Source organism: Ignavibacteriales bacterium (assembly GCA_020635255.1).
Lineage (GTDB): Bacteria > Bacteroidota > Ignavibacteria > Tepidaquicellales > Tepidaquicellaceae > JAEYVS01.
In genome coordinates this window covers 19942-43276 of sequence record JACKAC010000002.1, presented here as the reverse complement: position 1 = coordinate 43276, position 23335 = coordinate 19942, and the positions used below count along the sequence as shown (strand labels likewise).

Annotated in this window: 17 protein-coding genes; 8 read left to right on the top strand and 9 right to left on the bottom strand. The window is 40.4% G+C overall.

Annotation, left to right across the window (positions count from 1 at the left end; genetic code table 11):
* The first annotated feature begins 26 nt into the window (after window positions 1-26).
* Window positions 27-3137, top strand: a complete 3111-nt coding sequence (locus H6614_08040; GenBank protein MCB9243606.1) for a T9SS type A sorting domain-containing protein — start codon at window positions 27-29, stop codon at window positions 3135-3137.
* Between the two features lie 78 nt (window positions 3138-3215).
* On the top strand, window positions 3216-6332 hold the full coding sequence (locus H6614_08035; protein MCB9243605.1) for a T9SS type A sorting domain-containing protein: 3117 nt from the start codon (window positions 3216-3218) through the stop codon (window positions 6330-6332).
* A gap of 149 nt (window positions 6333-6481) precedes the next feature.
* Here the strand turns inward: H6614_08035 and H6614_08030 are convergent, their stop codons facing one another.
* A complete protein-coding gene (locus H6614_08030) occupies window positions 6482-7942 on the bottom strand; it encodes a hypothetical protein (GenBank protein MCB9243604.1) in 1461 nt (486 codons plus the stop codon).
* A gap of 187 nt (window positions 7943-8129) precedes the next feature.
* Here H6614_08030 and H6614_08025 point away from each other — a divergent pair, with 187 nt between their 5' ends.
* Window positions 8130-8333 (top strand): hypothetical protein, encoded by a 204-nt coding sequence (locus H6614_08025; GenBank protein ID MCB9243603.1) that lies wholly within the window; start codon window positions 8130-8132, stop codon window positions 8331-8333.
* Between the two features lie 2 nt (window positions 8334-8335).
* Complete coding sequence (locus H6614_08020; GenBank protein ID MCB9243602.1) at window positions 8336-11143, top strand: T9SS type A sorting domain-containing protein; 2808 nt, start codon at window positions 8336-8338, stop codon at window positions 11141-11143.
* A gap of 173 nt (window positions 11144-11316) precedes the next feature.
* On the opposite strand, the gene H6614_08015 is transcribed toward H6614_08020, so the two are convergent.
* On the bottom strand, window positions 11317-11985 hold the full coding sequence (locus H6614_08015) for a hypothetical protein (protein ID MCB9243601.1): 669 nt from the start codon (window positions 11983-11985) through the stop codon (window positions 11317-11319).
* 133 nt (window positions 11986-12118) lie between these two features.
* On the opposite strand from H6614_08015, the gene H6614_08010 reads away from it, so the two are divergent.
* On the top strand, window positions 12119-13588 hold the full coding sequence (locus H6614_08010) for a hypothetical protein (GenBank protein ID MCB9243600.1): 1470 nt from the start codon (window positions 12119-12121) through the stop codon (window positions 13586-13588).
* Between the two features lie 350 nt (window positions 13589-13938).
* Here H6614_08010 and H6614_08005 read toward each other — a convergent pair whose 3' ends face one another.
* The 7 genes from H6614_08005 to H6614_07975 all read right to left on the bottom strand — a co-directional run bounded on the left by H6614_08005 (window position 13939) and on the right by H6614_07975 (window position 18549).
* The gene (locus tag H6614_08005; protein ID MCB9243599.1) at window positions 13939-14712 is read right to left on the bottom strand and encodes a hypothetical protein; all 774 of its coding nucleotides are present in this window, start codon (window positions 14710-14712) and stop codon (window positions 13939-13941) included.
* Between the two features lie 44 nt (window positions 14713-14756).
* The gene (locus tag H6614_08000; protein MCB9243598.1) at window positions 14757-15596 is read right to left on the bottom strand and encodes an aspartyl protease family protein; all 840 of its coding nucleotides are present in this window, start codon (window positions 15594-15596) and stop codon (window positions 14757-14759) included.
* Window positions 15597-15713: 117 nt separating this feature from the next.
* Window positions 15714-15926 (bottom strand): hypothetical protein, encoded by a 213-nt coding sequence (locus H6614_07995; GenBank protein ID MCB9243597.1) that lies wholly within the window; start codon window positions 15924-15926, stop codon window positions 15714-15716.
* Window positions 15927-15929: 3 nt separating this feature from the next.
* Window positions 15930-16502 (bottom strand): hypothetical protein, encoded by a 573-nt coding sequence (locus tag H6614_07990; protein ID MCB9243596.1) that lies wholly within the window; start codon window positions 16500-16502, stop codon window positions 15930-15932.
* Window positions 16503-16506: 4 nt separating this feature from the next.
* A complete protein-coding gene (locus tag H6614_07985) occupies window positions 16507-17283 on the bottom strand; it encodes a hypothetical protein (protein ID MCB9243595.1) in 777 nt (258 codons plus the stop codon).
* Window positions 17284-17286: 3 nt separating this feature from the next.
* Window positions 17287-18048, bottom strand: a complete 762-nt coding sequence (locus H6614_07980) for a hypothetical protein (GenBank protein ID MCB9243594.1) — start codon at window positions 18046-18048, stop codon at window positions 17287-17289.
* A gap of 3 nt (window positions 18049-18051) precedes the next feature.
* The gene (locus H6614_07975) at window positions 18052-18549 is read right to left on the bottom strand and encodes a hypothetical protein (GenBank protein MCB9243593.1); all 498 of its coding nucleotides are present in this window, start codon (window positions 18547-18549) and stop codon (window positions 18052-18054) included.
* Window positions 18550-19094: 545 nt separating this feature from the next.
* Here H6614_07975 and H6614_07970 point away from each other — a divergent pair.
* The 3 genes from H6614_07970 to H6614_07960 all read left to right on the top strand — a co-directional run bounded on the left by H6614_07970 (window position 19095) and on the right by H6614_07960 (window position 23324).
* Complete coding sequence (locus H6614_07970; protein ID MCB9243592.1) at window positions 19095-19334, top strand: hypothetical protein; 240 nt, start codon at window positions 19095-19097, stop codon at window positions 19332-19334.
* A gap of 148 nt (window positions 19335-19482) precedes the next feature.
* Window positions 19483-20967, top strand: a complete 1485-nt coding sequence (locus tag H6614_07965) for a hypothetical protein (GenBank protein MCB9243591.1) — start codon at window positions 19483-19485, stop codon at window positions 20965-20967.
* A gap of 167 nt (window positions 20968-21134) precedes the next feature.
* Entirely contained in the window at window positions 21135-23324 is a 2190-nt protein-coding gene (locus H6614_07960) for a T9SS type A sorting domain-containing protein (protein MCB9243590.1), read from the top strand.
* The last annotated feature ends 11 nt before the right edge of the window (window positions 23325-23335 follow it).

Below are 23335 nucleotides of genomic sequence, written 5' to 3'. Positions count from 1 at the left end.
AATTTGAAACTATAACAATAATAAAAATGAAAAAGACCACAACAATAATAATTTCACTAGTCTTGCTTCTTATTATGATGTATGGAAATGCAAACGCACAGCTGACGGGTACCAAGACAATCCCCGGTACTTACGCGAGCATAAAGCTTGCCATAGACGACCTTAACGCTAACGGGGTTGGCACGGGAGGAGTGACATTCAATATCGCTCCCGGTTACACCGAGACAATACCATTTGGCGGACTTATAATAGACATCACAGCGAACCAGCCGACGTCAGGAAACCCCGTGGTCTTCCAGAGAAGCGGAGCAGGAGCCAATCCCTTGATACAGACAGATACTAACGGTTCGGGGATAATATCCAATGCCGGTTTTGGAGTACGTAAAGACGCTATGCTCTGGCTGGTAGGAACGGATTATATTACTATAAATAACATTGATTTTACTGAGCGGTACACGGGAAATTCACAGTCGCTGCAAACCGAGTATGGGATAGAAATGGTGCGCAAAGACAGTACGGACGGATGCAAGCATGTAACTATAAACGGCTGTACGATTCAGATGCAGCAGTCCGATATACAATCAACCTGTATCACATCGATAAATGTAAACCTGGCGGGAGTTATTACAAACCCTGTAACTACCGGGGGAATACATGAAAGCATTTCAGTGCAGGGCTGTACGTTAAATAACAGTTTCAATGGAATGTATTTTGAAGGTTATGGTGCTTTTGCCCCATATGATCTCTATGATCATTTTTACAATATAGGAGGTATTACGGGGAATACTTTGATAAATATCGGCGCAGGTTTGACCGGAACTAACAGCCCTAATGCAAAACACGGGATCTATTGTCTAAACATGGATAGCGTTATTGTCAGCAATAATACAATCAGAGTAAATAGCGGATCGAATAATACCGTGACCTATGGAATACATTTGTCAACTGGCAGAAACTCCTCGGCAATAATTAATAATAATGATATTTCCGATACCTGCGGTGGGACATTACAACCTCATAGTGCAATTTATTGCGGACTTGGAGGAAATGGAGTCGATAATATAGTTAATATAACCAACAATACGATTCATGACTGCCGGTATGACGCCATGACATCCGCTACCAATGCTTACATACAAGTTGCAACAAATCCATACACTGTAAATATAACAGGCAATACGATCAGGGATAACTATGTCGGTAATGGCAGTTCGACAGCTACGGGACACATGTACGGCATCTACCGCTCAGCGGGTAGTTCTGCCTTTGGTGCATCGTACACTATCTCCAATAACACCATCAAAAATCTAAGGAGGATCCAATCGACACCCGGCGCAGGGAGGATCTTTGGTGTTTATACAGCGGGCGGGGCGTATAATAACGAAATAAGTCATAATACCATAGACAGTATCTATTCTACTTCCTCGACAAACGATATAGCGGGAATATTCTGCCAGGAAACCGCACCGGGAATGATCAGCATACATGATAATAAGATAGGAAATTTAATAAAAGTATCGGGTACTTCAGGTAATATCTATGGGATCTACAATAGCAATAATACGGACACTTTAGAAGTGTATAATAATGAAGTGTTTAACCTTTACAATAAGGCAACAACGGGATTATTATATGGATATTATAACTCCGGAGTTCTTGCCGTAGGTCTCGAGAATGTATATAATAACACGATCCATGATCTGACTAATAACAGCAATAGTGTTTGTGTAGGTATGAATATGTCAAACAGTAATACCTCCAATACTCATGAAAAAAATGTTTATGGAAACTTGATTTACAATATCATAAGTGACAGTATAGCGCAGACCGGTGGAATACAAGTCTCTAAACCGGGCGTGGCTAATATTTTTGCCAATCGTATATATAATATTATTACAAAAGGTTCGTATACTGCATTCGGTGTATATTTTAATGGTGCAAATAATTCGAACTGTAATATATATAACAATATGATAAGCGAGATATATGCTCCATTTCAGAACACCTCTTTGGGTGTAATAGGACTGGTAATAGAAAGCAGCGATACAGTAAACCTGTCGTATAATACCATTTACATGGACAGCAGCTCTACAGGTGTGAACTCGGGTAACTTTGCTATGTATATTGCCGGTTTTAGTAATACGACATTAAAGAATAATATTGTGGTCAATAAGTTCACACCCACAGGTAGCGGACAAACGATTGCCATTTATAAGGAAGCAGGTGTAACATATAATTCAGCTTCAAACAATAATAATATATTTGTCCCGGCTGGGGCATCCAATTTCTATTACTTTGACGGTAATAGTTTTCACTCTACATTTGCCGGATTCCAGACTGCTGTATCTCCTGCGGATACGAATTCGTTTTCGGAGAACAGTCCTTTTAAAAATGTATCCACAAATCCGTATGACCTGGACATGAAGACCACCATTCCTACACTATGTGACGGCGGGGCAATGCCTATAGCAGGCATAACTACGGACATACACGGCACAACGCGGAATGTATCGACACCTGACGTTGGCGCGGATGAATTTGAGCTAAAAAATCCCGTAACGGCAGCTCCGACGCTCGTATATCCTGCAAACAATGCTGTACTTGTGGAGGTGAACCCGCTCATGAACTGGGATGAAGTGACAAATGCAACAATGTACCATATACAGCTCTCGACCGATTCCACATTTGGGAGTACGCTGGTGGATGTGGATACTCTTACATCATCGGAGTTGCAGCTGCCGAATAACTTCCTCGCTATCAACACAAAATATTACTGGAGAGTGAGCGGAAAGAACGGGATAGGCGAAGGTCCTTTTTCATCTGTGTGGAATTTTACAACAGGAGTAACAAACATCGAGCCGTCCTCGGTGCCTATTGTGTATGAGCTTTACCAGAACTACCCTAACCCGTTCAACCCATCAACAAAAATAAAGTTCGACATACCGAAAGCGGGCTTTGTTTCGCTGAAGGTGTATGACATAACGGGCAGAGAAGTAGCTTCTCTCGTGAATAAAGATCTCGTGGCATCCCGATATGAGGTGGAATGGAACGGCTCACGGTTCGCAAGCGGAGTATATTTCATCCGAATCAATGCGGGTGACTTCGTGAAGGTTCAGAAAATGATGCTAATCAAATAAGTCGAAGACTGTTTGAGTAGTCCCGCTTTAGCGGTGACTGGTAAAATAAAAAAAATCTAAACCTATAAATTTAATAAAATGAAAACGATCATCATGACAATATTAGCGCTTGCCCTGCTTCTGACGATGACACAGAGCAAAGCAAACGCACAGCTGACGGGTACAAAGACCATTCCCGGCACGTACGCGAGCATAAAACTGGCGATAGACGACCTTAACGCTAACGGGGTTGGCACTGGAGGAGTGACATTCGATATCGCGCCCGGTTACACGGAGACCATACCAATGGGCGGACTTATAATAGACATCACAACAAACCAGCCGACATCAGGCAGCCCGGTGGTCTTCCAGAGGAGCGGAGCCGGAACAAATCCACTGATACAAACAGATACGAACGGTTCGGGCGTAATATCAAATGCCGGTTTTGGAGTACGTAAAGATGCTATGCTCTGGCTGGTAGGAACGGATTATATTACTATCAATAATATCGATTTTGCGGAGCAGTACACAGGGGGATCACAGGTTTTAAAAACAGAGTATGGGATAGTTTTAATGCGTAAGAACAGTACGGACGGGTGCAAGCATGTTACTGTAACCGGCTGTACGATCCGGATGCAGCAGTCTGATTTCCAATCAACCTGTATCACATCAATAAATAGAGACCTGGCGGGAAGTATCACAAACCCGACAACTATCGGGGGAAGACACGAAAGCATTTCCGTGCAGGGCTGTACGTTAAATAATAGTTTCAATGGAATGTATTTTATAGGTTATGATGATTCTGCCCCATACGACCTCTATGACCACTTTTATAATATAGGCGGTATTACAGGGAATACTTTGATCAATATAGGTTCACGTTTAATTGGTAATAATAATATTGATTCAAAATTTGGGATCTTTTGTCAATATCATGATAGTGTAACTGTCAGCAATAATATTGTCAGAGTAAGTACCGGACCGAGTAATTCTCCGGTCTATGGAATATATTTGACAGTAAGTCTAAATTCCTCGGCAACTATTAATAACAATGATATTTCCGATACCGTCGGTATGATTGCACCAAACCATTATGCAATATATGCGGGAATTGGTGGAAACGGAACCAATAATACTGTAAACATAGCCAACAATACTATTCACGACTGCAGGTATGACGGAGCTTCAGGAGGTTTAAACTATTATATCTATATTGGAAGCAATCCATACACTGTAAATGTAACGGGGAATACGATCCGGGATAACTCTGTCGGGAACGGAAGTTCGTCAGCCACAGGAAATATGTATGGTATTTACAGGTCATCGACAAACACAAACTTTGGCTCATTATTCACAGTCGCAAACAACACCATCAAAAATCTGCGAAGAAATCAGTCTACACCGGGAGCCGGATTAGATTATGGTATCTACGTGCAAGGCGGTGCCTATAATTACGAAGTAAACAATAACACCGTGGACAGCATTTTCTCTACTTCGTCCAGCGGCAGCACGATGGGGGTCGTATGCGCATACACATCACCGGGAATGATCAGCATACATGATAATACGATAGGCAATTTAGTAAAAGAATCCGGTACTACAGGTAATATGTATGGAATCTTAAGTAGTAGTAATACCGACACCATATCATTGTATAATAATACGGTTTTTAACCTTTACCACCGTGCAAGTTCCGGAACAACAGCAGGTTACTTCGTAAACAATTCTGCCTCCGAAGGTTTCGTAAAAATTTATGACAACATCGCTCATGATATCTATGCTATCAGCATTGCCAAATGTCTGGGAATAAACGCCGTCTTCGATGTGGGTAGCTCAATAAGAAGTATTTACGGCAATACTACTTATAGTATAACAAATGACAGTACCGGCGCTTCAACAGGCATCAATGCTCAATCTGTTGACATAGGTATAATACACAGCAACCGGGTTTATGATATTTTCAGCAAGAACAACAACTCGACGGGAGCAGCGGTAACCGGAATACAAATTTACGGAATATCATCCGATTCAAAATTTAATATATATAATAATATGATAAGCGAGATTTATGCGCCGGTGTGCAACTCGAATTTAGGAATACTGGGGTTATTCATAAATGGCGGAGATACAACCGATATTTCATACAACACAATATACCTGGATGGCAGTTCTACAGGACCAAATGCAGGCTGTAATGCCATGTTTATAAACGGACCAAAAGCAACCCTAAAGAATAATATCATTATTAATAAATTCACTTCCTCAAGTACAGGGCAAACTATCGGCATCAATAAGTTTTTCATATTGGAATATGATACTGCATCTAATAATAATAACGTTTATGTACCCGCAGGCGCGACGAACTATTTTTATCATGACGGTACAACAGGCTATACAACTTTCAGCGGTTTCCAGACTGCAGTAGCTCCTGCAGAGACTAACTCTTTTACCGAGGATAGTCCGTTCATGAACGTGTCGACACATCCGTATGACCTGGACATGAAAACTACCGTAGCTACACTGTGTGAGAGCGGAGGTATCCCGGTTCCGGGAATTACGACAGATATTCACGGTACAACCAGGAATGGTACTATGCCGGATGTTGGCGCGGACGAGTTCGATGGAATTGGTCCTATCACACAAGCTCCTTCGCTCATCTATCCCGCTAATAATGCCGTACTGGTAGAGGTAAACCCGCTGATGAACTGGGATGACGCGGCAAATGCTGAAAATTATCACATACAGCTCTCGACCGATTCTACATTTGGAAGTACACTTGTAGATACTGATACTCTTACATCATCACAGTTGCAGCTGGGCAATAACTTCCTCGCCATTAACACAAAATATTACTGGAGAGTGAGCGGAAAGAATTCCCTCGGAGAGGGTCCTTTCTCATCCATATGGAATTTCACAACAGGCGTAACAAACATCGAACCAGCCTCCGTGCCTACTGTATATGAGCTTTACCAGAACTATCCTAACCCGTTCAACCCAACAACAAAAATAAAGTTCGACATACCTAAAGCGGGCTTTGTTTCACTCAAGGTATATGATATTACCGGCAGGGAAGTGAGTACCCTGGTAAACAGCGACCTTGCAACAGGAAGGTATGAGTTCGAGTGGAACGGAGGACAGTTTGCCAGCGGGGTGTATTTCTTCAGGATCAATGCCGGCGACTTCGTGAAGGTTCAGAAAATGATGCTAATCAAATAAGTCGAAGACTGTTTGAGTAGTCCCGCTTTAGCGGTGACTGGTAAAATAAATTTGATTTAGTTGTTGGTACACTACAAAAGGATGTTGCTTATCCGGGACATTCTTTTTTTTCCTCTCCGAACAAGTGACTAATAAAGTTAACACAGCATTTATTTTTGTAGCCCTTTTATCTTCTCGATGAGCCATCGGCGCGCGGGGAGGTCTTTGATGTCTTCTACTTTTTTGAGCAGGTAGCCGTGATCCTCCGGATTACCTGTAGATCCGGCTTTGAAGAGAGCCGAGTAGATATTAATGAAGTCATTAAACTTGCGCAGATATTTTGTGGAGAATTCCTTGTTGTTTTTAAGATAATGCCTGTAAGTGTCCATCATGGACTCCGCCTGATCATATAGCGCCAGCTCAAAATATGTCATAAGGAGCAGTATCTTAATGTCGAGTTTATAGGTGAACATATCATATTGCACCCTCGATGCATTTTCGAGACACTTTTCGAAGTTGCCCCTTTCAAATTCCAGCTTGGCTGTGGCAAAATATTTCATGCTTTCCCTGTAGGGCGGGCGCAGAAGAGGTGTACAATCACGAATAAACTCTTCGAGCCATTTATACTCTTTCACTTTAATAGCGCATAAAACAATATTCCTGTATTGCAGCAATTGAAGCGCCGTCGAGTCATCAGGGGTCAAAACATTCTCATCTTTAAACTCTTTAGCAATATCAAACTCGATCCGGAAAAAATCGGTCGAGCCGCTCACAAACTTCCTGATGCAAAAGGCAGTAAAGTCTCCCAGGATAAAATGTTTTTCACTCCGTGAAAATTTTTCTTTATTTTTACCGTATATCTCTCGCGCTTTATGAAACGAATCTACATCATCGATGTCATGTGAGAACCTTGAAACATTATAGTATAACTCAAGGAGCCAGAGGTGGGAATACTTTTTTTCCCTGAGGTCCTCCATAATTGTATCGAGGTCCATATTTTTCCATACAGTATCTATAAGTACATCATTCATTCCTGCTTTGAATGTTCCGGGTATTCTGCTTTTATAGTTATTCGCCTTTATAAATTTCACAAGGAATGTCAGCGTGTTGTATTCTGCTGTTTCTGCGATCAGCGGTATTCCTTTATCCGGCCGATTGATCTTCAAAAAATAGCCGGTTTTATTACCCAGGATCTTTTCCTTATAGTAGTAAGCATTGATATGATCGAAAGGAAGGTCATCGACCTTTTTTTCAAGGGATTTTAATGTACTGTAAAACAGCTTAAGATTTTCATTTTTCCAGTAGTGATCAAAGAGTTTAAGCTCAAATTCGTATGGGTTTTTCTTTAGATCGTCGATCACCATAAACTGCTCAGCCAGCTTAATAAGTGAGGAGGTTATATTCTTAAGTTTTTTCTCGTTGTATTTTTCCCTGGGAAAGAGTTTCTTGAAGATCTTTTCTCTCTCGATATTAGCGGAGTCGAATTCAGGATGGTATTTTTTAAGGATATTAAAGAGCCCCTCCACACTGCGCCCCGCAGTAAAGTAAGGTGAAATGACAAACTTTTCAAAAGACTTCATCTCACCTTTTGAAAACATTCCAAGCATTTCCACAAGTTTACTGTCTCTCATACCTTTGCAATATAGCAAAAAAGATAGCTTTATAATCAGACTTTAGAAAGGAAAAAGGTTTAATTTTTTAAAGGAATCGCCGTTTTTTGCTAAAATTGTAAGAAAACGGTTCGAGACTTTTTAAAAAACTTTCATTGAAGAGCTATGGTGTCATTAATATTTTGAAACCAAAGTTAAACAAAGCCAAATGACGAAGGAAAGATTAACAAAAAAGCTGGAAGATCTGAACAGGTTAATAAACGGGATCAACTCAGACGTAGTGAAACTGATAAATGTCTCGGCAGAGACAGATCTATTAACCCGAAGAAAGAACGTTCCAGAAGAAAAACTCATCATTGCCGAAAATAAAATAGAAGAAATCTTAAAAAAATATAATAGTAGGGAGAATTGAAAATGAAAAACGGTAAAATTTTAGTACTTGTATTACTACTTGTAACACTGCAAAGCAACGCCATCGCCCAGCTTACGGGAATAAAGACCATTCCCGGATCATACGCAAGCATAAAGCTGGCGGTCGACGACCTCAACGCCAACGGGGTCGGCGCGGGAGGTGTAACCTTCAATATCACGCCCGGTCACGTAGAGATCGTACCAACCGGCGGACTTATAATTGACATCACGGCAAACCAGCCGACCCCGGGCAACCCGGTGGTCTTCCAGAGGAGCGGCGCGGGAATAAATCCGGTACTCCAGACAGATGTAAGCGGGTCAGGTACTATCACCGGAACAACCCTGGGTGGAGTAGGTGATGCGATCCTCTGGCTGGCAGGAGCGGATTACATCACTTTCAATAACATTGATTTTGTAGAGCAGTACACAGGCAGTTCGCAGACTCTAAAGACCGAGTATGGCATATTAATGGTTCGGAAGTCCAGTACCGACGGGTGCAAACATATTACCTATAACGGCTGTACAGTCCAGCAGCAGCAGTCGGACATTTACTCAAGTTGTATTTCAACTACAAACAGAAACCTGGCGGGAGTAAGCACAAATCCCACCACTATCGACGGAAGACACGAGAGCATTTCCATACAGGGCTGTACCTTAAATAACAGTTTCAACGGAATGTATTTTGCAGGTTTTGCCGATTCATCGCCATATGATCTGTATGACCACTTTTTTGATATAGGCGGAACTACCGGGAATATACTCTCAAATATAGGCTCGGGCCTGGCGGGAACTTCGAACGATGCGAGATGGGGAATTTATTGTCTATTCCTGGATAGTATTATAATCAGCAATAATACTATTAGAATTAATAACGGATCAAATAATGGCAGTATAATCGCTCTTTATCTGTCAAACGGTATGAACTCATCGGCAACTGTAGATAATAATGATATTTCGGATACATGCGGCACTACATTGACAGGCTCCCTGTACGCATTGTACTGCGCGTTTGGAGCCGACGGTGTCGATAATACTATAAATATAACTAATAATACGATCCATGACTGCAGGTTTGATGGCGCCTCCAACGGTGGAAGCTATTATATTTATGTTTCTTTCAGCCCATACACGGTAAATATAACCGGAAATACTATCCGGGACAACTATCATGGAGACGGGAGTTCAACTGCTACCGGGAACCAGTATAGTATATTCCGCTCATCTACAAACTCAAACTTTGACGCGTCATGTACGATCTCCAATAATGTCATAAAAAATATAAGAAGGACTCAATCCACTCCCGGCTCAGGTAACAGCATCTGTATTTATTCACCCGGAGGAGCTTATAATTACGAGGTAAGCAATAATACTATCGATAGTATTTATTCTACAACTTCAACAACCAATATGGCAGGAATATACTGCTCATATTCCGCGCCGGGAATGAACAGCATACATGATAATACGGTTAGCAATCTCATGAAAGTGTCGGGTACAACCGGTAGTCTTTTCGGGATATACAATGGTAATAATACCGATACAACATCAACATATAATAACACTGTCTTTAACCTCTACAATAACGCGACAACCGGGGCAACGTACGGCTACTATAATTCCGGCTCACCCACCGACGGGTATGAGAATGTTTATAATAACACGATCCATGACCTGCATCCAAACAGCAGGGGGTTTTGCACGGGAATATCTGTTATCTCCGGCAGTTCTGCGTCGATAAAAAACGTGTTCGGTAACAATGTATATAATATTGTAAACGACAGTATTGGTGATGCAGGCGGTATCGTTGCCAGTGGTTTTACTACCGGGAATGTACATAGCAACCGGGTATATGGGATTTCCAGTGCAGAGAATTTAGATGATATGGGCACAGCTTTCGGAATGCTGGTAACAGGAGCATCCGGTTCTACAGCCAACGTCTATAACAATATGATAAGTGAGGTATATGCTCCGGTGAATAATTCGGGACTTGGAGTAATAGGGTTATTAGTTGTCGGTGACACAAGTAACATATCATATAATACCATATATTTGGATAGCAGTTCACTGGGTTTAAATACCGGCTGCTATGCTGTGTACTTATCGGGAATAAATGCAATTTTAAAGAATAATATCATAATAAACAAATTCACTCCTTCAGGGTCAGGGTCGATTGTTGGGATCTATAAAGATTCCGCGACTGTATATAGTTCGGTTTCTAATAATAATAACGTATATGTGCCGACGGGCGCATCGAACTATTTCTACTCTAACGGTTCTAATACATATTCGACATTTGCGACATTCCAGACGGCTGTGTCTCCTGCCGAGACTAACTCCTTCGCCGAGGATAGTCCCTTTATGAACGTATCCACACATCCGTATAATCTCGACATGAAGACAAACGTTCCGACACTTTGCGACGGCGGAGCAATGCCGATACCCGGCATTACGACGGATATTCACGGCACTACGAGAAATCCTTCGATGCCGGACGTGGGAGCGGATGAATTCGACATCATAACCAGCATAGAGCCATCTTCATTACCTATGACGTACGAGCTATACCAGAACTATCCGAACCCGTTCAATCCGGCGACAAAAATAAAGTTCGACATACCAAAGGCAGGTTTTGTTTCGCTAAAGGTATATGACATTACGGGCAGAGAGGTAGCGACATTGGTAAACAGGGACCTTGAAGCATCGAGATACGAAGTAGAATGGAACGGCTCACAGTTCGCCAGCGGAGTGTACTTCTTAAGGATCAATGCCGGTGATTTCGTGAAAATTCAGAAAATGATGCTAATCAAATAAGTCGAAGACTGTTTGATTAGTCCCGCTTTAGCGGTGGCTCATAAAATAATTTTGATTTAGTTTGTTGGTATACTTCAAAGGATGTTGCTTATACGGGGCATCCTTTTTCTTTTCACAATACCAAATTAAAACGGGAACCCCATGCGCTCCCCTTCGGGCTTAGTGCAAATTCCTTACTCCTTCGCAATATCAAAAACAGACCCGCCTACTTGATCGAATCCTTCACGCTTTTTTTTCTTTTCCTTACCGGGGACTGACTTGACTGGATACTCCTTATTAGACGTATTCTTTTTCCTTTTTCTTTGTTCAGTCGGTTTTTTACCGCGCATATTTTTGAGTGAGAGGATCTCAGGCACTGCAAACCTTTCCAGTATAACTATATCCCTCTCATACCTTTTTATCGTGTACAGCTCGATAGGAAGATCCTCGAAGCACGCGAGATTTTTCTGGTAACGTGTAAATGACCGCGAAATAAAAACAACCTTTGAGTCGGACCAGTTGATAGAGGAGGTCTTTAGTGACTCATTCAATGCTGTATTGTACATGAGTGTGAACGAATCTCTGTTCCTCAGCATCACGGACAGGTATGCAAAACCCTGGTCGATGAGAGATCCCCTTGAGGTTTTTTTGTACTCGATAATAACGAATGACTTTGTCCTTGGGTCGAATGCGAGAGTATCAATCCGGAAGTTCTTTATACAAAATTCCGACATCACGAATTTATAGGAGAGAAACGATGGTAGGTCTGATTCGATTAGAGAGCGTATTTCATCTTCCGAATTGAAAGACTTCTCGCGGAGAGATTCGAGTGTGGTAGAATTTTGTTTATAAACCTTCAGCACAATAACCAAATATAATCCCCCGCTCAAAGCAGAAAAATAAAGAAAAGGTTAGATACGTATCTATACACGATTTTTGCTTTTGTTATCTGTAAGTTAAATTGTGTTTTCCGTTGGAAATTTGTAACTTTTTGTGATGAAGAATACCAAACTGATCTCTCTTCTTAAAACCTTCAGCAAAAAGGAGATAAAGGAATTCGAAAAATTCCTCTCCTCGCCGTACCATAGTGCTTCAGCCGTCCTATCACCTCTGTTTGACGAACTGATAAGGTATTACCCGCAGTTCGACCACCCCGAACTGACAAAAGAAAAACTTTACGCAAAACTCTACGAGGGTACATATAATGATGAGTACATAAGAAAAATGATGTCGCGTTTATATGCTTCTGCAAAAGATTTTCTGATCAATGAGGAGCTGAAGGAGAGAGTGACCGAAAGAGAGCTTTTACTATTGAGCCAGTTCCGCAAGCGGAACCTGGACACACAGTTCACTGGTCTGGCGCAGCAATTGGAAAAAGATGTAAGCGCAAGCCGCCTTGCTATCGAGGAGTTTTTAGATCTCGGTGTTGGCTTGACAGGAGAACAAACCGATTATTATCGCAACAAAGAAGCCTATGGCAAAACGTTACATCATGCGGGACATCAGGTAGAGGCGGTGGCTGCCCAATTCGTTTATTATTTGATAAAGGGTCTCATAGCCAAAGAAACTGCGAGCCGGGCATATGCCGGGGGCTTTTACCCGCCCGTCCTGGAAGCGCTCGAAAAGAATTTTAATCTGGAAGAATTTTTAAGATCAGCCTCGGACGAAAGCACTGCTTTAAAACTTATGGTGATAGATCATTATATTTACCTGTCTCTTTGCGACCCTGACGATATGGATATGTACGAAAAAGCAAAAGCCGCATTCCTTTTAAACATCGAAGATCTCTCGCTCCAGACAAGGCATGATTATTTTAAATGGCTCTCCAGCGCCATCACCTCGCAAAGCAAATATGCAAAATCGGAGGAGATCAGGCAGAGGGCGAGAACGGAGGGATTCAAATTGATAAAGCTACGCTTTGAGCATAATGCCGTTTTCCCTGAGGGAAAGAAAACTCTCGATATTCAAAATTTCGTGATCATTTTAAAACATTCGCTCATGGAGAGAGACTTCGAGTGGGCGGATAAGTTCGTCGAAGATTACGTTCCGCGCCTTGAGCCGGAGCATATAGACAATATGAAAGAGTATTCGATCGCCCTGGTCGAATGCATAAGAGGAAATTTCGAAAAAAGCCTCGAGCACCTTATAAAAGTAAAACCCACCACCCCCTTTATTAAGTTCGACGTGCGAGAGTTAAACCTGGTCCTCTTTTACGAGCTGGAGCTCTATGAGGAGGCCCGGTACCTTATTAGTAACTCGCAAAAGTATTTCGAAAATACAACAGAGCTCGCCCCCCACGTAAAAAAATCCGGCATGACTTTCCTAAAATATTATAAAATGCTGGTGAAATACACCGACCGGCATGATAAAAGCGAGATCGAATTAAACTATAATAAGATGAGAAGCGAGAAATTAATGACCGCAAAAAGCTGGCTCACCTCAAAATTCGATGCGATCCTAAAATAATAGTGATGTCACAAATTTTTTTTGTGTGTATCACTTATCTGCTTATTTATCAATAACTTATTCCTTGTACTAATTCCATTACTCCTCAAACCCAGGTGTAGCCCTCTTTCACAATGGAAATAATTTGCTTTGGAGAATAGGGTGCGGGATCATAAATTATGCTATGAACAAATCAATAAAAATGGGTATCACAACGGGATATATAGGGTGCATCGTAAAGTCGGTCGATGTGAAAAAACCCTGGGCTTAGGGAAAGATTTTCCGACATAAATTATGGAATGACAAAAATATTGTCCTCCAATTAACAATTAACATTCCATACTACAAAAAGCGTCTCAATAGAGGCGCTTTTATTTTTTGTGGCCGATGATGTATCTCATCCGGACTGTGAGCTTACCTTTTGTGATGCCGGTCTCCCAGGTGTACGCGGGGAAGTTTTTTACGAGGGAGCGGATCTCGGGCTCGCTGTAAAAGCGGAACGCGGAGGCAATTCCGTCCCAGATAGTAGTGACCGGAATAAGCGGGATAATGTAAGTAAAGAAGAGACGGCTGAAGCGGAACGGCTTTATGAACGGGGTGGCAAAGAAAAAGATGAAGGGGTGTACAAGCGCAATCGAGAGCGCGATGATGAACTTATTTCCTGCTCCGTCGAAGAACGCGACGGGCGCGTTATTGTCGACGGCGTTTTTAAGAATGAGTTCTGCCTGTTCCGGGGTGAAGTGGTGAAAGGCGGAGAACATCGTGCGCACTCCTTTAATGTTGGCGGGAACGTCCAGCGCGTCGACGGAAGTATTAATATATTTTATACCGCCGTTAGTGATGCGGTTTATTTCTTCGAACGCGGGGATATTAGGATATTTGTCGGAGAGGGTTATGGTAATATTTTGAGCGGACTGTTTGTTGAGTTCGTTATACACGTCCAGCATACCGCCTCCCCCGCCGGAGCAGAGATCGAGAACGGACGACAAGCCGGTCTTTTGCAAAACTTTTTTTATGTAAGGAACGGCTGAGTCGTAAAAGCGAAGCTTCTCGATCATAAAGCGGAGGTAATCCGTGGCAGAGTCCCGGATCACAGCGGGAAACCACGGGAAGTCTTCGAATTCAAAGAGGTGGAGTCTTTTCATTACGCAAAGATACTATCACATAATGAAGTTTTCAGGGCATTTAGCTAATCATTAATTATCATCTGCGAGTCAGGAATGTCTATCGTTACTTTTTTGTCCTTAAAGATACCGCTTCCGATAAGCCCTTCGTATATCAAGCCTGTTTCGAACTGGGCAGGCATATTGAGTTGTGTAGTACCCGTGCCGCATATCTCGACCTTTGGAATAGCGCCGTTCTTTCCTGTTCCGGTTACGGTCATAGTGCCTGCATCGAGACCGAGTTTATCAATGAAGAAGGGATTAACAAAAAATGTACGGAAACCGCTTCCCGTATCGAACTCCGCGTCTATCGTAATCGAGTCATTGAGGCAGACGGGAATAAACATATCGAGCACCATATCCGTCATGGTGTTAAATTTAATGGGAACACTCTTTCCCGAACTTTCGAGAGCGCTGAGCTCTGCAGGTGTATTGAGTATGAGAAGTTTATTTTTGAAATCGATAGTAAAGGGCTGATCTTCGAACATTTTTAATGAGACAAGCCCGTCCATACCGTAGTCATCGAGCAATCCGAACACACCGATCTTCACAGCAGACTTTTTGTATTCGCCAATGCTGATGGAAGGAAGCAGATACGTGGGTAAGTCCACGCGGTCACCCTGACTGCGAAATCCCGTGCCTACGGAGAGACGAGTGAGCGAGCCGTCGAGCTTTTGGAGCGTCTTGTTTGAAATGACAATGATGCCGGCGCCGGTATCGAGAACAAAATTTGACTTAACGGAGTCATTTAGTGTTACTTCGACAAATATGAATCCGTCTTCGCTGATATTGATAGGATATGTCTGCGCCCTGCTGACGCCGGAAATGGAAATAAGGAAAACAATCGTAAGGATAAACTTTCTCATTAATGCTGAATTTAGAGGGTTTTTGAAACTTATCTTGCTTACGTAAAGGTAGCAAGAAAGTTTAAGGGTACTTTTGATTCTCAACTTCAGTAGGCTTATCTGGATAATGCTAATAAATTATAGATTTTCTTTTTCCCAATTCCTAATTTCATTTCTAATGCTTGTTAAAGATAAAATTAAATTGTCTATATCTTCTTTATCTAATTGAATAGTAATACCACCAAACTCTAATTGTGGATCAATTGAATCAATTATCAATTTGTCCTCTCTATTATAAATTTCAAAGTATGTGATGCCTAGATCTTGATTGGTTTCGAACTTGTATTTCATAAACTAAGTTTTAAGCTTTTTTAGTAAAATATTCCAATTATTTAAAAATTTTGTCAGATTTCTAGTAGGGCTATTATAAAAGTTAAAGTAGTATCCTTCTAACTCCTTTTTTGAAAGTCCACGCGTTTCAAGTGCTTTATCGTTTCTAGTTACACAAGAATATAAATGATAACTACCATTCTTATCAGGTTTATTTTTTAATTTCCTTAAAAAAGCATAAAACTCTTTTGGTTTAACTATAATAAAATCATTTTGCTTAGTATCAAAACTGTATGTAACGAAAACCCAAAAATCAGCTAATGATAGTTTTAATTTTTTCGAATTTATGATCCACCATCCCTGAGATCTTACCCTTTTCCTAATTTCTGGATTATCGCTCACTGGTTCGAAACTTTTAGAAAATTTAACCTGTAAAGATACTGTTCTTCTATTAGTTTTATCTGTTAATAATAAGTCTATTCCAGTATCCTTTCCAGGTATCCATATATTTGCATTACTCTTCTTGAAGGATTTATTTTTCTCTAATTCCGAAGCTACTAAATATTCGCCTGCATGAATTGTAAAGATTGGTCTCATTCTTTTACTGGTTAGTTAACAAAATTACTTCTGCTCCTAAGAAGTATCTTGATAGATAAAAAAGTTTCATAATTTCGTTCTCCTGTTCGGGTATATTTTTCACTATCTCTCGCATCATCATTGGATAATTTTTTGAAATAGTACTCAATAAATGTTCATTATTATTTTTTATTAATGTTGGCAAATCATCTTCAATGCTTTCCAAACTATTATTTATTTCTTTATAAAATTTTTTATGGCCAAAATTTCCTTCTTTTTCCATAGGCTCCGAAAAAATGTAAAAGTGTTTGGAATCTTTCTTGAACGAGATGTGGTGTTTTTTGTTATCGTTAATTTTGCCAATAATTTTTGGATTCACCTGAAAAGATGATTTCAGTACACTGTCATCAAGGTAATGATAATTTAACTCCTCTTGAGTATTAAAATAGGGTGATATGTAATATACTTCATTCAACTTCTTATCATATAAGTCAACTAACATATTATGTTGCTTGCTTTTTGACTTTGGAATTATATAAAACCTATTAAAAGGCGTACTGAGGTATCCCAGGTTCACTTCTTTTGCGGTATTTCTAACAAACACATGTGATAGTTTGAACTGAATGAATAGTGGGAGACCTTTCTTTCCTCGCTCAATCCTTACGTCATATCCACCCCCTTTTTTGCCTTCTCTTCTTAAGGATGGAAAGAAAGGAGCACTAGAAATAGATTTTTTATATCTTTTTGTTAACTCTTCTACAACTGCATACCCGTAAGAAAATTCAGAAATTTGAGGTTCCATAAGTTAAAATTTTTTAACAACCTGTGGTCCCTTATCTACAGGAAACCAAATATTCGAATTGTCTAATATTGAATCAATTTTTAGTGAATTGAGAAGATTTGAAATGAAATATGAAAATGCCATATCCTTTAGATTGTAAAGCCAATTATTCTCTTCTGGCTCCATATCTTCCCAGAATTTATAGAGTATATCTTTATTGAAGCACATTGTATTAACTCGGAAATTATCTAAATGATTTTCTATACCTTGTTCTGATAACTTCGAATTTGCATTACGAATCTTTGAACTAATTAGCTCAATATTTGTATTAGAAGTATAACCTTCATATGCAAAAATACCATTAAAAATCTTTACAAAAGGACTACTGTTATTTATGTAAATAAATTTTCCGTTTTCAGTTGCCTTAAGAATAATATTTGTTAAATCCTGAGTCTCGACATTTGTCTTAACCTCAATTATTGCTCTTACGGAATCAATTGTTAGGATTACAAAGTCTCCATCTTTGAATAGGACGGGGTATTCTGAATCATAAATTATGATATCTATTTGCATTGAAGATAAGTGAATTCCTCTGGTTTCTGTTTGCTTTACAACAAAACCTGAACCTATTTTAAATTTTTCAGGTAGAAATCGTTTAATGACAGACTTGAGAACAACTTCTTTGTGTCTTCCATCTTCTCCAAAATGGTTTACTAGATTCCGAACACGATTTTTAAGGGAGATTAATTCAGCAGTAGTTGATTTATGAAACTCTAATAGGCTCATGATTTATAGGAGTTTATTTAAAAATTTTCTTTCAGTAAAAACTTTACCATATCTTCCTATCAAACCACCTGGATTAAGCATTGATAATTTTGTGTATGGTTCAGATCTGATAAATTCGTCCCTTATTGCTTTCTGGAATCTTCCTTTTACTATATATCCAATTTTTTCAATTTTCCCTTCCTTTAATTCTATCAAAACTAATTCATCCCAGGGATCCTTGATGCGAGTAGTTCTTTTGGTTAGATTCTCACAAGTAATAGTCTTTACTGAAATTTTTTTATTATTGCACAATAAATCATAACCCTTTTGAGTTTTATTAAGATTTTTAATCGGAACTCTTGAGTAGTTTCTAAGAAACTGTATTGCAATAAACTCACCTATCCTACCAACAATATTATCATTTCCAAATAATTCATTTTGTTGGTTTGAAATGTCCAAAAACTCTCTTCGTGCTTTCAAATAATTTTTACAAACTTTCTTTAACTTTGATGTTGAATACATATTTTAAGGTAAAAAAATGGTGTAACCATTTCAACCTACTTTTCTAAAGCCAATAAGCCTACCAATATTAACTTTCAGAGCATTACAAGACTCAAAAGTTTATGTGTTTTTACACGTCTAGTAGGCTTTACCATAAAATATTCTCCTCGGAGTTGGTAGGTACAAGCCAACAATACAACAGATTGTTTAATAGTAAGTTATATTACGTCTCAATCTTTTCCCCCCAGTACAAAAAGGAAATCTTTCTTTGCCAAGGATATGTTAAATTTTTATTTTAGTTCGATCTCAAAATCATGTAAAGCGGAGTAAGAAAGGTTAAAAGGTATTAGCACCAATCAGAGGTACTACCACATGTGTATCTCTGCTAGCAGTAAAAGAAGAAATATTATATAATACAGAATTCGATCTCTGCCACAGTAAAATACGAAAAGAGATCCGAACGGAACGATGCTCATCATCCGACAACGAATAATTGCTGAATCTTCTTTCCTCCCCTCTCGTGACTCGGAAGAGGGGAGTTTTTTAAAACCTGTTAAACTCCTGACATGAACCATACGAAAGAAGAGCTGGAAAAAAAGCTGGAAGAAAAAGCCGGCAAGGATGAGGAATTTCGTGAGCGGCTGATAAATGACCCAAGGGGAACCGTGGAAGAGACTTTCTGGATAAGGATCCCGGACGACCAGGAAATAACAGTCAGTAAAGAGAGGGGGGGTAAAATAAAAGTTTCATTACCGTTTATTAATAGGATAATTAATAAAGGGGACAGCCACTGTATGGAAAGTTAGTAAACCCTTTATTGGGCAGTAAGGGTAATTTTTTTTGTTGTTGTAATTCCTCCTACATGCTTTAGTAGCTCCGAAGCGCCTCCTTGTAAGGGAGGAGGCGCTTTTTTTAATCCTCAACTTTGTAAGTTAGATTTGGTAAGTTTTTGATATGGAAAGCACGAAACTTACAGCGATGCTGAGGACATTCGACACGAAGGAGATGAAGGAGTTCGAGAAATTCATTGCTTCGCCCTATCATTCGGGATCACGCGACCTGCTCCCACTGTTCACCGAGATAAAAAAGTTCTATCCGAAATTTAACAACCCGAAATTCACCAAAGAGGAAATATTCAAGAAGGCATTTAAGGGAAAGAAGTTCGATGAAGGCTATTTCAGGAAGATGCTGTCGTTCCTGTATAAGATGGGAGAGGATTTCCTTGTAGAGCTGGAGCTGAAGGAGAAGCGCACGGAGAGAAATCTTCTTTTATTGAGACAATTCCGTATGAGGGAGATGGAATCCGCGTTCCTGGGTCTATCCGAATCAATAGATAAGGACCTGCAATTGAGGGATCATAAGCTGGAGAATTATTATTCGAACAGGCTGAGATATACAATGGAGAAGTTCGAATATTATTATGAATTTAAGAGCAATTATGAAAAGGCGCTGTCATTGGCGAGTGATCACCTGGAAAGCGCAACCGGGCAGTTCGTGTACTTTTTTTTGAAAGGGCTTGTCGCCCGAAAGATCTCCGAGAAAGATTTCGGAGGCCGGTTTAGTTTCAGCCTTCTCGAAACGCTCGAGAAAAGTTTCGATGTAAAAGAATTCTTCGAACTTGAAACGCAAAAGAGTGAAGCTTTAAATCTGCTGTTAATAAGTTATTTCATTGAAAGAGCCATTGCCGAGCCGGACCGGATGGAACATCTCGATAAAGCCACCGATCTATTCCTCACTATAGCGGGTAATCTATCACAAAGCATCAAGTATTCTTACTTCAGAGAGCTTCTGAACGCCACTACAAACCAAACATTTAGTGCAAAGTCCGATGAACTGAGGGTGGTATTGCGTAGAAAGTATTTTGAACTGACCAAGCTGAAATTCGAATTTAACGCAATATTACCCCCGGAAAAGAAGTACATAAGCATGCTGGAGTATAGCTCGATCTTAAAGAATGCCTTAGGTATGAGAGAGTTTGAATGGGCGGAAAAATTGATCACGGATCATAATAACCTGATCGAAACTCCTCACAGGAAGAATATTAAGGAATATTCTTATGCAATGCTCCTGTTTGTAAAGGGAAAGTTTGAGAAAAGCCTTGAGCACCTGGCTTTGATCAAACCAACGACACATTTTATTAAATATGATGTACGTGAATTAATGATGGGTATTTATTATGAGCTGAGATCAAGTGAAGAAGCCCGGTACCTAATAAACAACTCACAAAGATATTTTGACACTACCAATGAGCTTGGTGGTGCTTTAAAGAGGAAAGGATTGAATTTTTTAAAATATTACAGGATGCTCATAAAGTACCTGGATGACGGCGATAAAGAAATCATAGCGATGAACTACCCAAAGCTCAGAGACGAAAAAGCCATAACCAGCAAGTCCTGGCTAATGGGAAAATTCAGGGAAATTACAGGCGAATCTTTGTGACAATTCCACTACCCTAGGCTCACATAAATAACCAATAAACATAAATATATCTCTCCCATACTATTCCATTTCCGAGGAATAATTCAATAAAATCGCTTTGGAGTGGTAGCTCCTCCGCAGTATCTTGATGACAAATAAATGCTCAAAATACAATCAGGAGGAAAACCATGAAACGAGCAAATCTTATTCTATTTAATTTTTTAATTACACTTCTACTAATAGTCCCTATTATTCCAACTTCAGCACAGGTGAATAACGACTATAAGTGGCTGCATCCAAAACCGGTGGGGATCGAGCTGGACTGGATAAAGATGTGGGACGCAAATAACTGGTACGCGGGAGGTAACGGTACAACCTTCATGAAAACCTCGAATGGGGGAAATAACTGGGAAATACGAAACAACTACTTCAAGCATGATGATCTTTACATACTTGACTTTACAGATATGGAATTCTTTGACATGAATACCGGGTACGCCTGCGGTTCGGAAGGAAAATTCTACAAAACAACGAACGCAGGGGAAACCTGGGATTCGATGACAGTCCTCAGTCCTTCAGCCTTTTGGACCGATATGTACTGGGTGGACCAGATGACAGGGGTACTCAGCGGCTTTAAGCCATACTGCACAGCAGTTACAACAGACGGCGGTGCAACATGGTACAAGCCGGGCACACCGCCAAACTACTCGGCATTCTCCGTATTTGCATTTTCCAAGGACAGTATAATGCTGTCATGTGAACAAGGGAGGATATCGAAAACGACAAACGGAGGAGCAAACTGGGAATCTGTACTCGCGGCAGTGGCAGGTATAACACTATTTTCAGTAGATTTCATAGATAACTCAACAGGATATATATGCGGTACAAACAAGAATGTGAGAATGACAACCAATTTCGGATCGAACTGGACTCTTATGAATTCAGGTCTTCCAAATACAATTTACAACCGCGTAAATATTAAAACTATTTCAGATACACCATATGTATATGTAACGGGAGATTATAAAGCAATCTACAGAGCAAAGCTCGGAACTACCGCGTGGGATACACTTTCCATATATGATAGCACACAAACACTAACATCAGCAATGATCTATTCAGATATATCGTCGACAGGCGATACAATAATCACCTGCGGGAACTATGGTCTGATAAACGCAAGATACGGCTCCTCGCATAATAAAGCATTTACAAATTACGTCACAACATCAGAAAAGTACGATATCTGGTCGGACGGTTTGGGAAGAATTATCTCGGTCGGAGAGCAGGATGGGGGTAATGATGAGTCAGTTTATTCTACAGACGGAGGTGTTACCTGGCAGCGGAGTAATATAACCGGCTCGCAGGATGATTTTTATGGTATCTCGATGGTAAATTCAACAACAGGATATGTATCCGGTAACGGCACTGTATTTAAGACAACGACCGGGGGCGCAGACTGGTTCGAGACCACACCCACCGGCAGTAACGATGACTTATACGATGTTTTCTTTATAAACGAAAATACCGGATGGACAGTTGGTCAGAACGGCAACTGCTTTAAAACCACTAACGCGGGGAATAACTGGAGTCCGTTTACGTGGGGAGGCGGTACGAGTGATGCTCTGGACTGCAGCTTTATCAATGCGAATACGGGATGGATAAGCGGAGAAAGCGGGAAATTATATAAGACCACAGATGGGGGCGCAACCACCACTTCTCAAAATATAAATGCCGCCAGCGCAGATATTGTAGGTCTCGATATGTTTAGTTCTAATAGCGGATGGCTAACCACTGAAATAGAAGTAAGAAAGACAACTAACGGAGGAACTAACTGGGATACGGTCTATTTGCCTTTTGTAGATATATATCCTCGGGATATGAGTTTTGCAGACGAGATGAACGGCATGATACTGGATGTGGAAGGAAATGTCTTTAAGACTTCTGATGGCGGAGACAGCTGGGAAGCAGGGAGTTTAGCAGCTTATCCAGAGTCAGTGTATATGGTATCTCCGACCGAGGCTTACTTTTGCGGATACAGATCTTATATTTTCGGATATAAGGAGATCATTTCCGGCACAGAGCTGACCTATACAAATTCCATCCCAAAGGAACATTACCTGGAGCAGAACTATCCGAATCCATTTAATCCGAGCACGACGATAAAATTCGGTATCCCGAGGCAGGGACTGGTATCGCTAAAAGTATATGACATGTCGGGAAGAGAGGTAGCAAACCTTATCAATAATCGGAAAATGAATGCAGGACAAGTCACGCAGAGATTCGATGGAAGCAGTCTTTCGAGCGGAGTGTATTTTTATTCGCTGGTGGTGGACGGTGAGTTTATAGCAACAAAAAAGATGGTACTGGTGAAGTAGGGTGGAATTTA

Excerpts from the sequence above, each read along its gene's own strand:
- H6614_08040 (MCB9243606.1), top strand. The coding sequence starts at position 27 with ATGAAAAAGACCACAACAATAATAATTTCACTAGTCTTGCTTCTTATT.
- H6614_08035 (MCB9243605.1), top strand. The coding sequence starts at position 3,216 with ATGAAAACGATCATCATGACAATATTAGCGCTTGCCCTGCTTCTGACG.
- H6614_08030 (MCB9243604.1), bottom strand. The coding sequence starts at position 7,942 with ATGAGAGACAGTAAACTTGTGGAAATGCTTGGAATGTTTTCAAAAGGT.
- H6614_08025 (MCB9243603.1), top strand. The coding sequence starts at position 8,130 with ATGACGAAGGAAAGATTAACAAAAAAGCTGGAAGATCTGAACAGGTTA.
- H6614_08020 (MCB9243602.1), top strand. The coding sequence starts at position 8,336 with ATGAAAAACGGTAAAATTTTAGTACTTGTATTACTACTTGTAACACTG.
- H6614_08010 (MCB9243600.1), top strand. The coding sequence starts at position 12,119 with ATGAAGAATACCAAACTGATCTCTCTTCTTAAAACCTTCAGCAAAAAG.
- H6614_08005 (MCB9243599.1), bottom strand. The coding sequence starts at position 14,712 with ATGAAAAGACTCCACCTCTTTGAATTCGAAGACTTCCCGTGGTTTCCC.
- H6614_08000 (MCB9243598.1), bottom strand. The coding sequence starts at position 15,596 with ATGAGAAAGTTTATCCTTACGATTGTTTTCCTTATTTCCATTTCCGGC.
- H6614_07995 (MCB9243597.1), bottom strand. The coding sequence starts at position 15,926 with ATGAAATACAAGTTCGAAACCAATCAAGATCTAGGCATCACATACTTT.
- H6614_07990 (MCB9243596.1), bottom strand. The coding sequence starts at position 16,502 with ATGAGACCAATCTTTACAATTCATGCAGGCGAATATTTAGTAGCTTCG.
- H6614_07985 (MCB9243595.1), bottom strand. The coding sequence starts at position 17,283 with ATGGAACCTCAAATTTCTGAATTTTCTTACGGGTATGCAGTTGTAGAA.
- H6614_07980 (MCB9243594.1), bottom strand. The coding sequence starts at position 18,048 with ATGAGCCTATTAGAGTTTCATAAATCAACTACTGCTGAATTAATCTCC.
- H6614_07975 (MCB9243593.1), bottom strand. The coding sequence starts at position 18,549 with ATGTATTCAACATCAAAGTTAAAGAAAGTTTGTAAAAATTATTTGAAA.
- H6614_07970 (MCB9243592.1), top strand. The coding sequence starts at position 19,095 with ATGAACCATACGAAAGAAGAGCTGGAAAAAAAGCTGGAAGAAAAAGCC.
- H6614_07965 (MCB9243591.1), top strand. The coding sequence starts at position 19,483 with ATGGAAAGCACGAAACTTACAGCGATGCTGAGGACATTCGACACGAAG.
- H6614_07960 (MCB9243590.1), top strand. The coding sequence starts at position 21,135 with ATGAAACGAGCAAATCTTATTCTATTTAATTTTTTAATTACACTTCTA.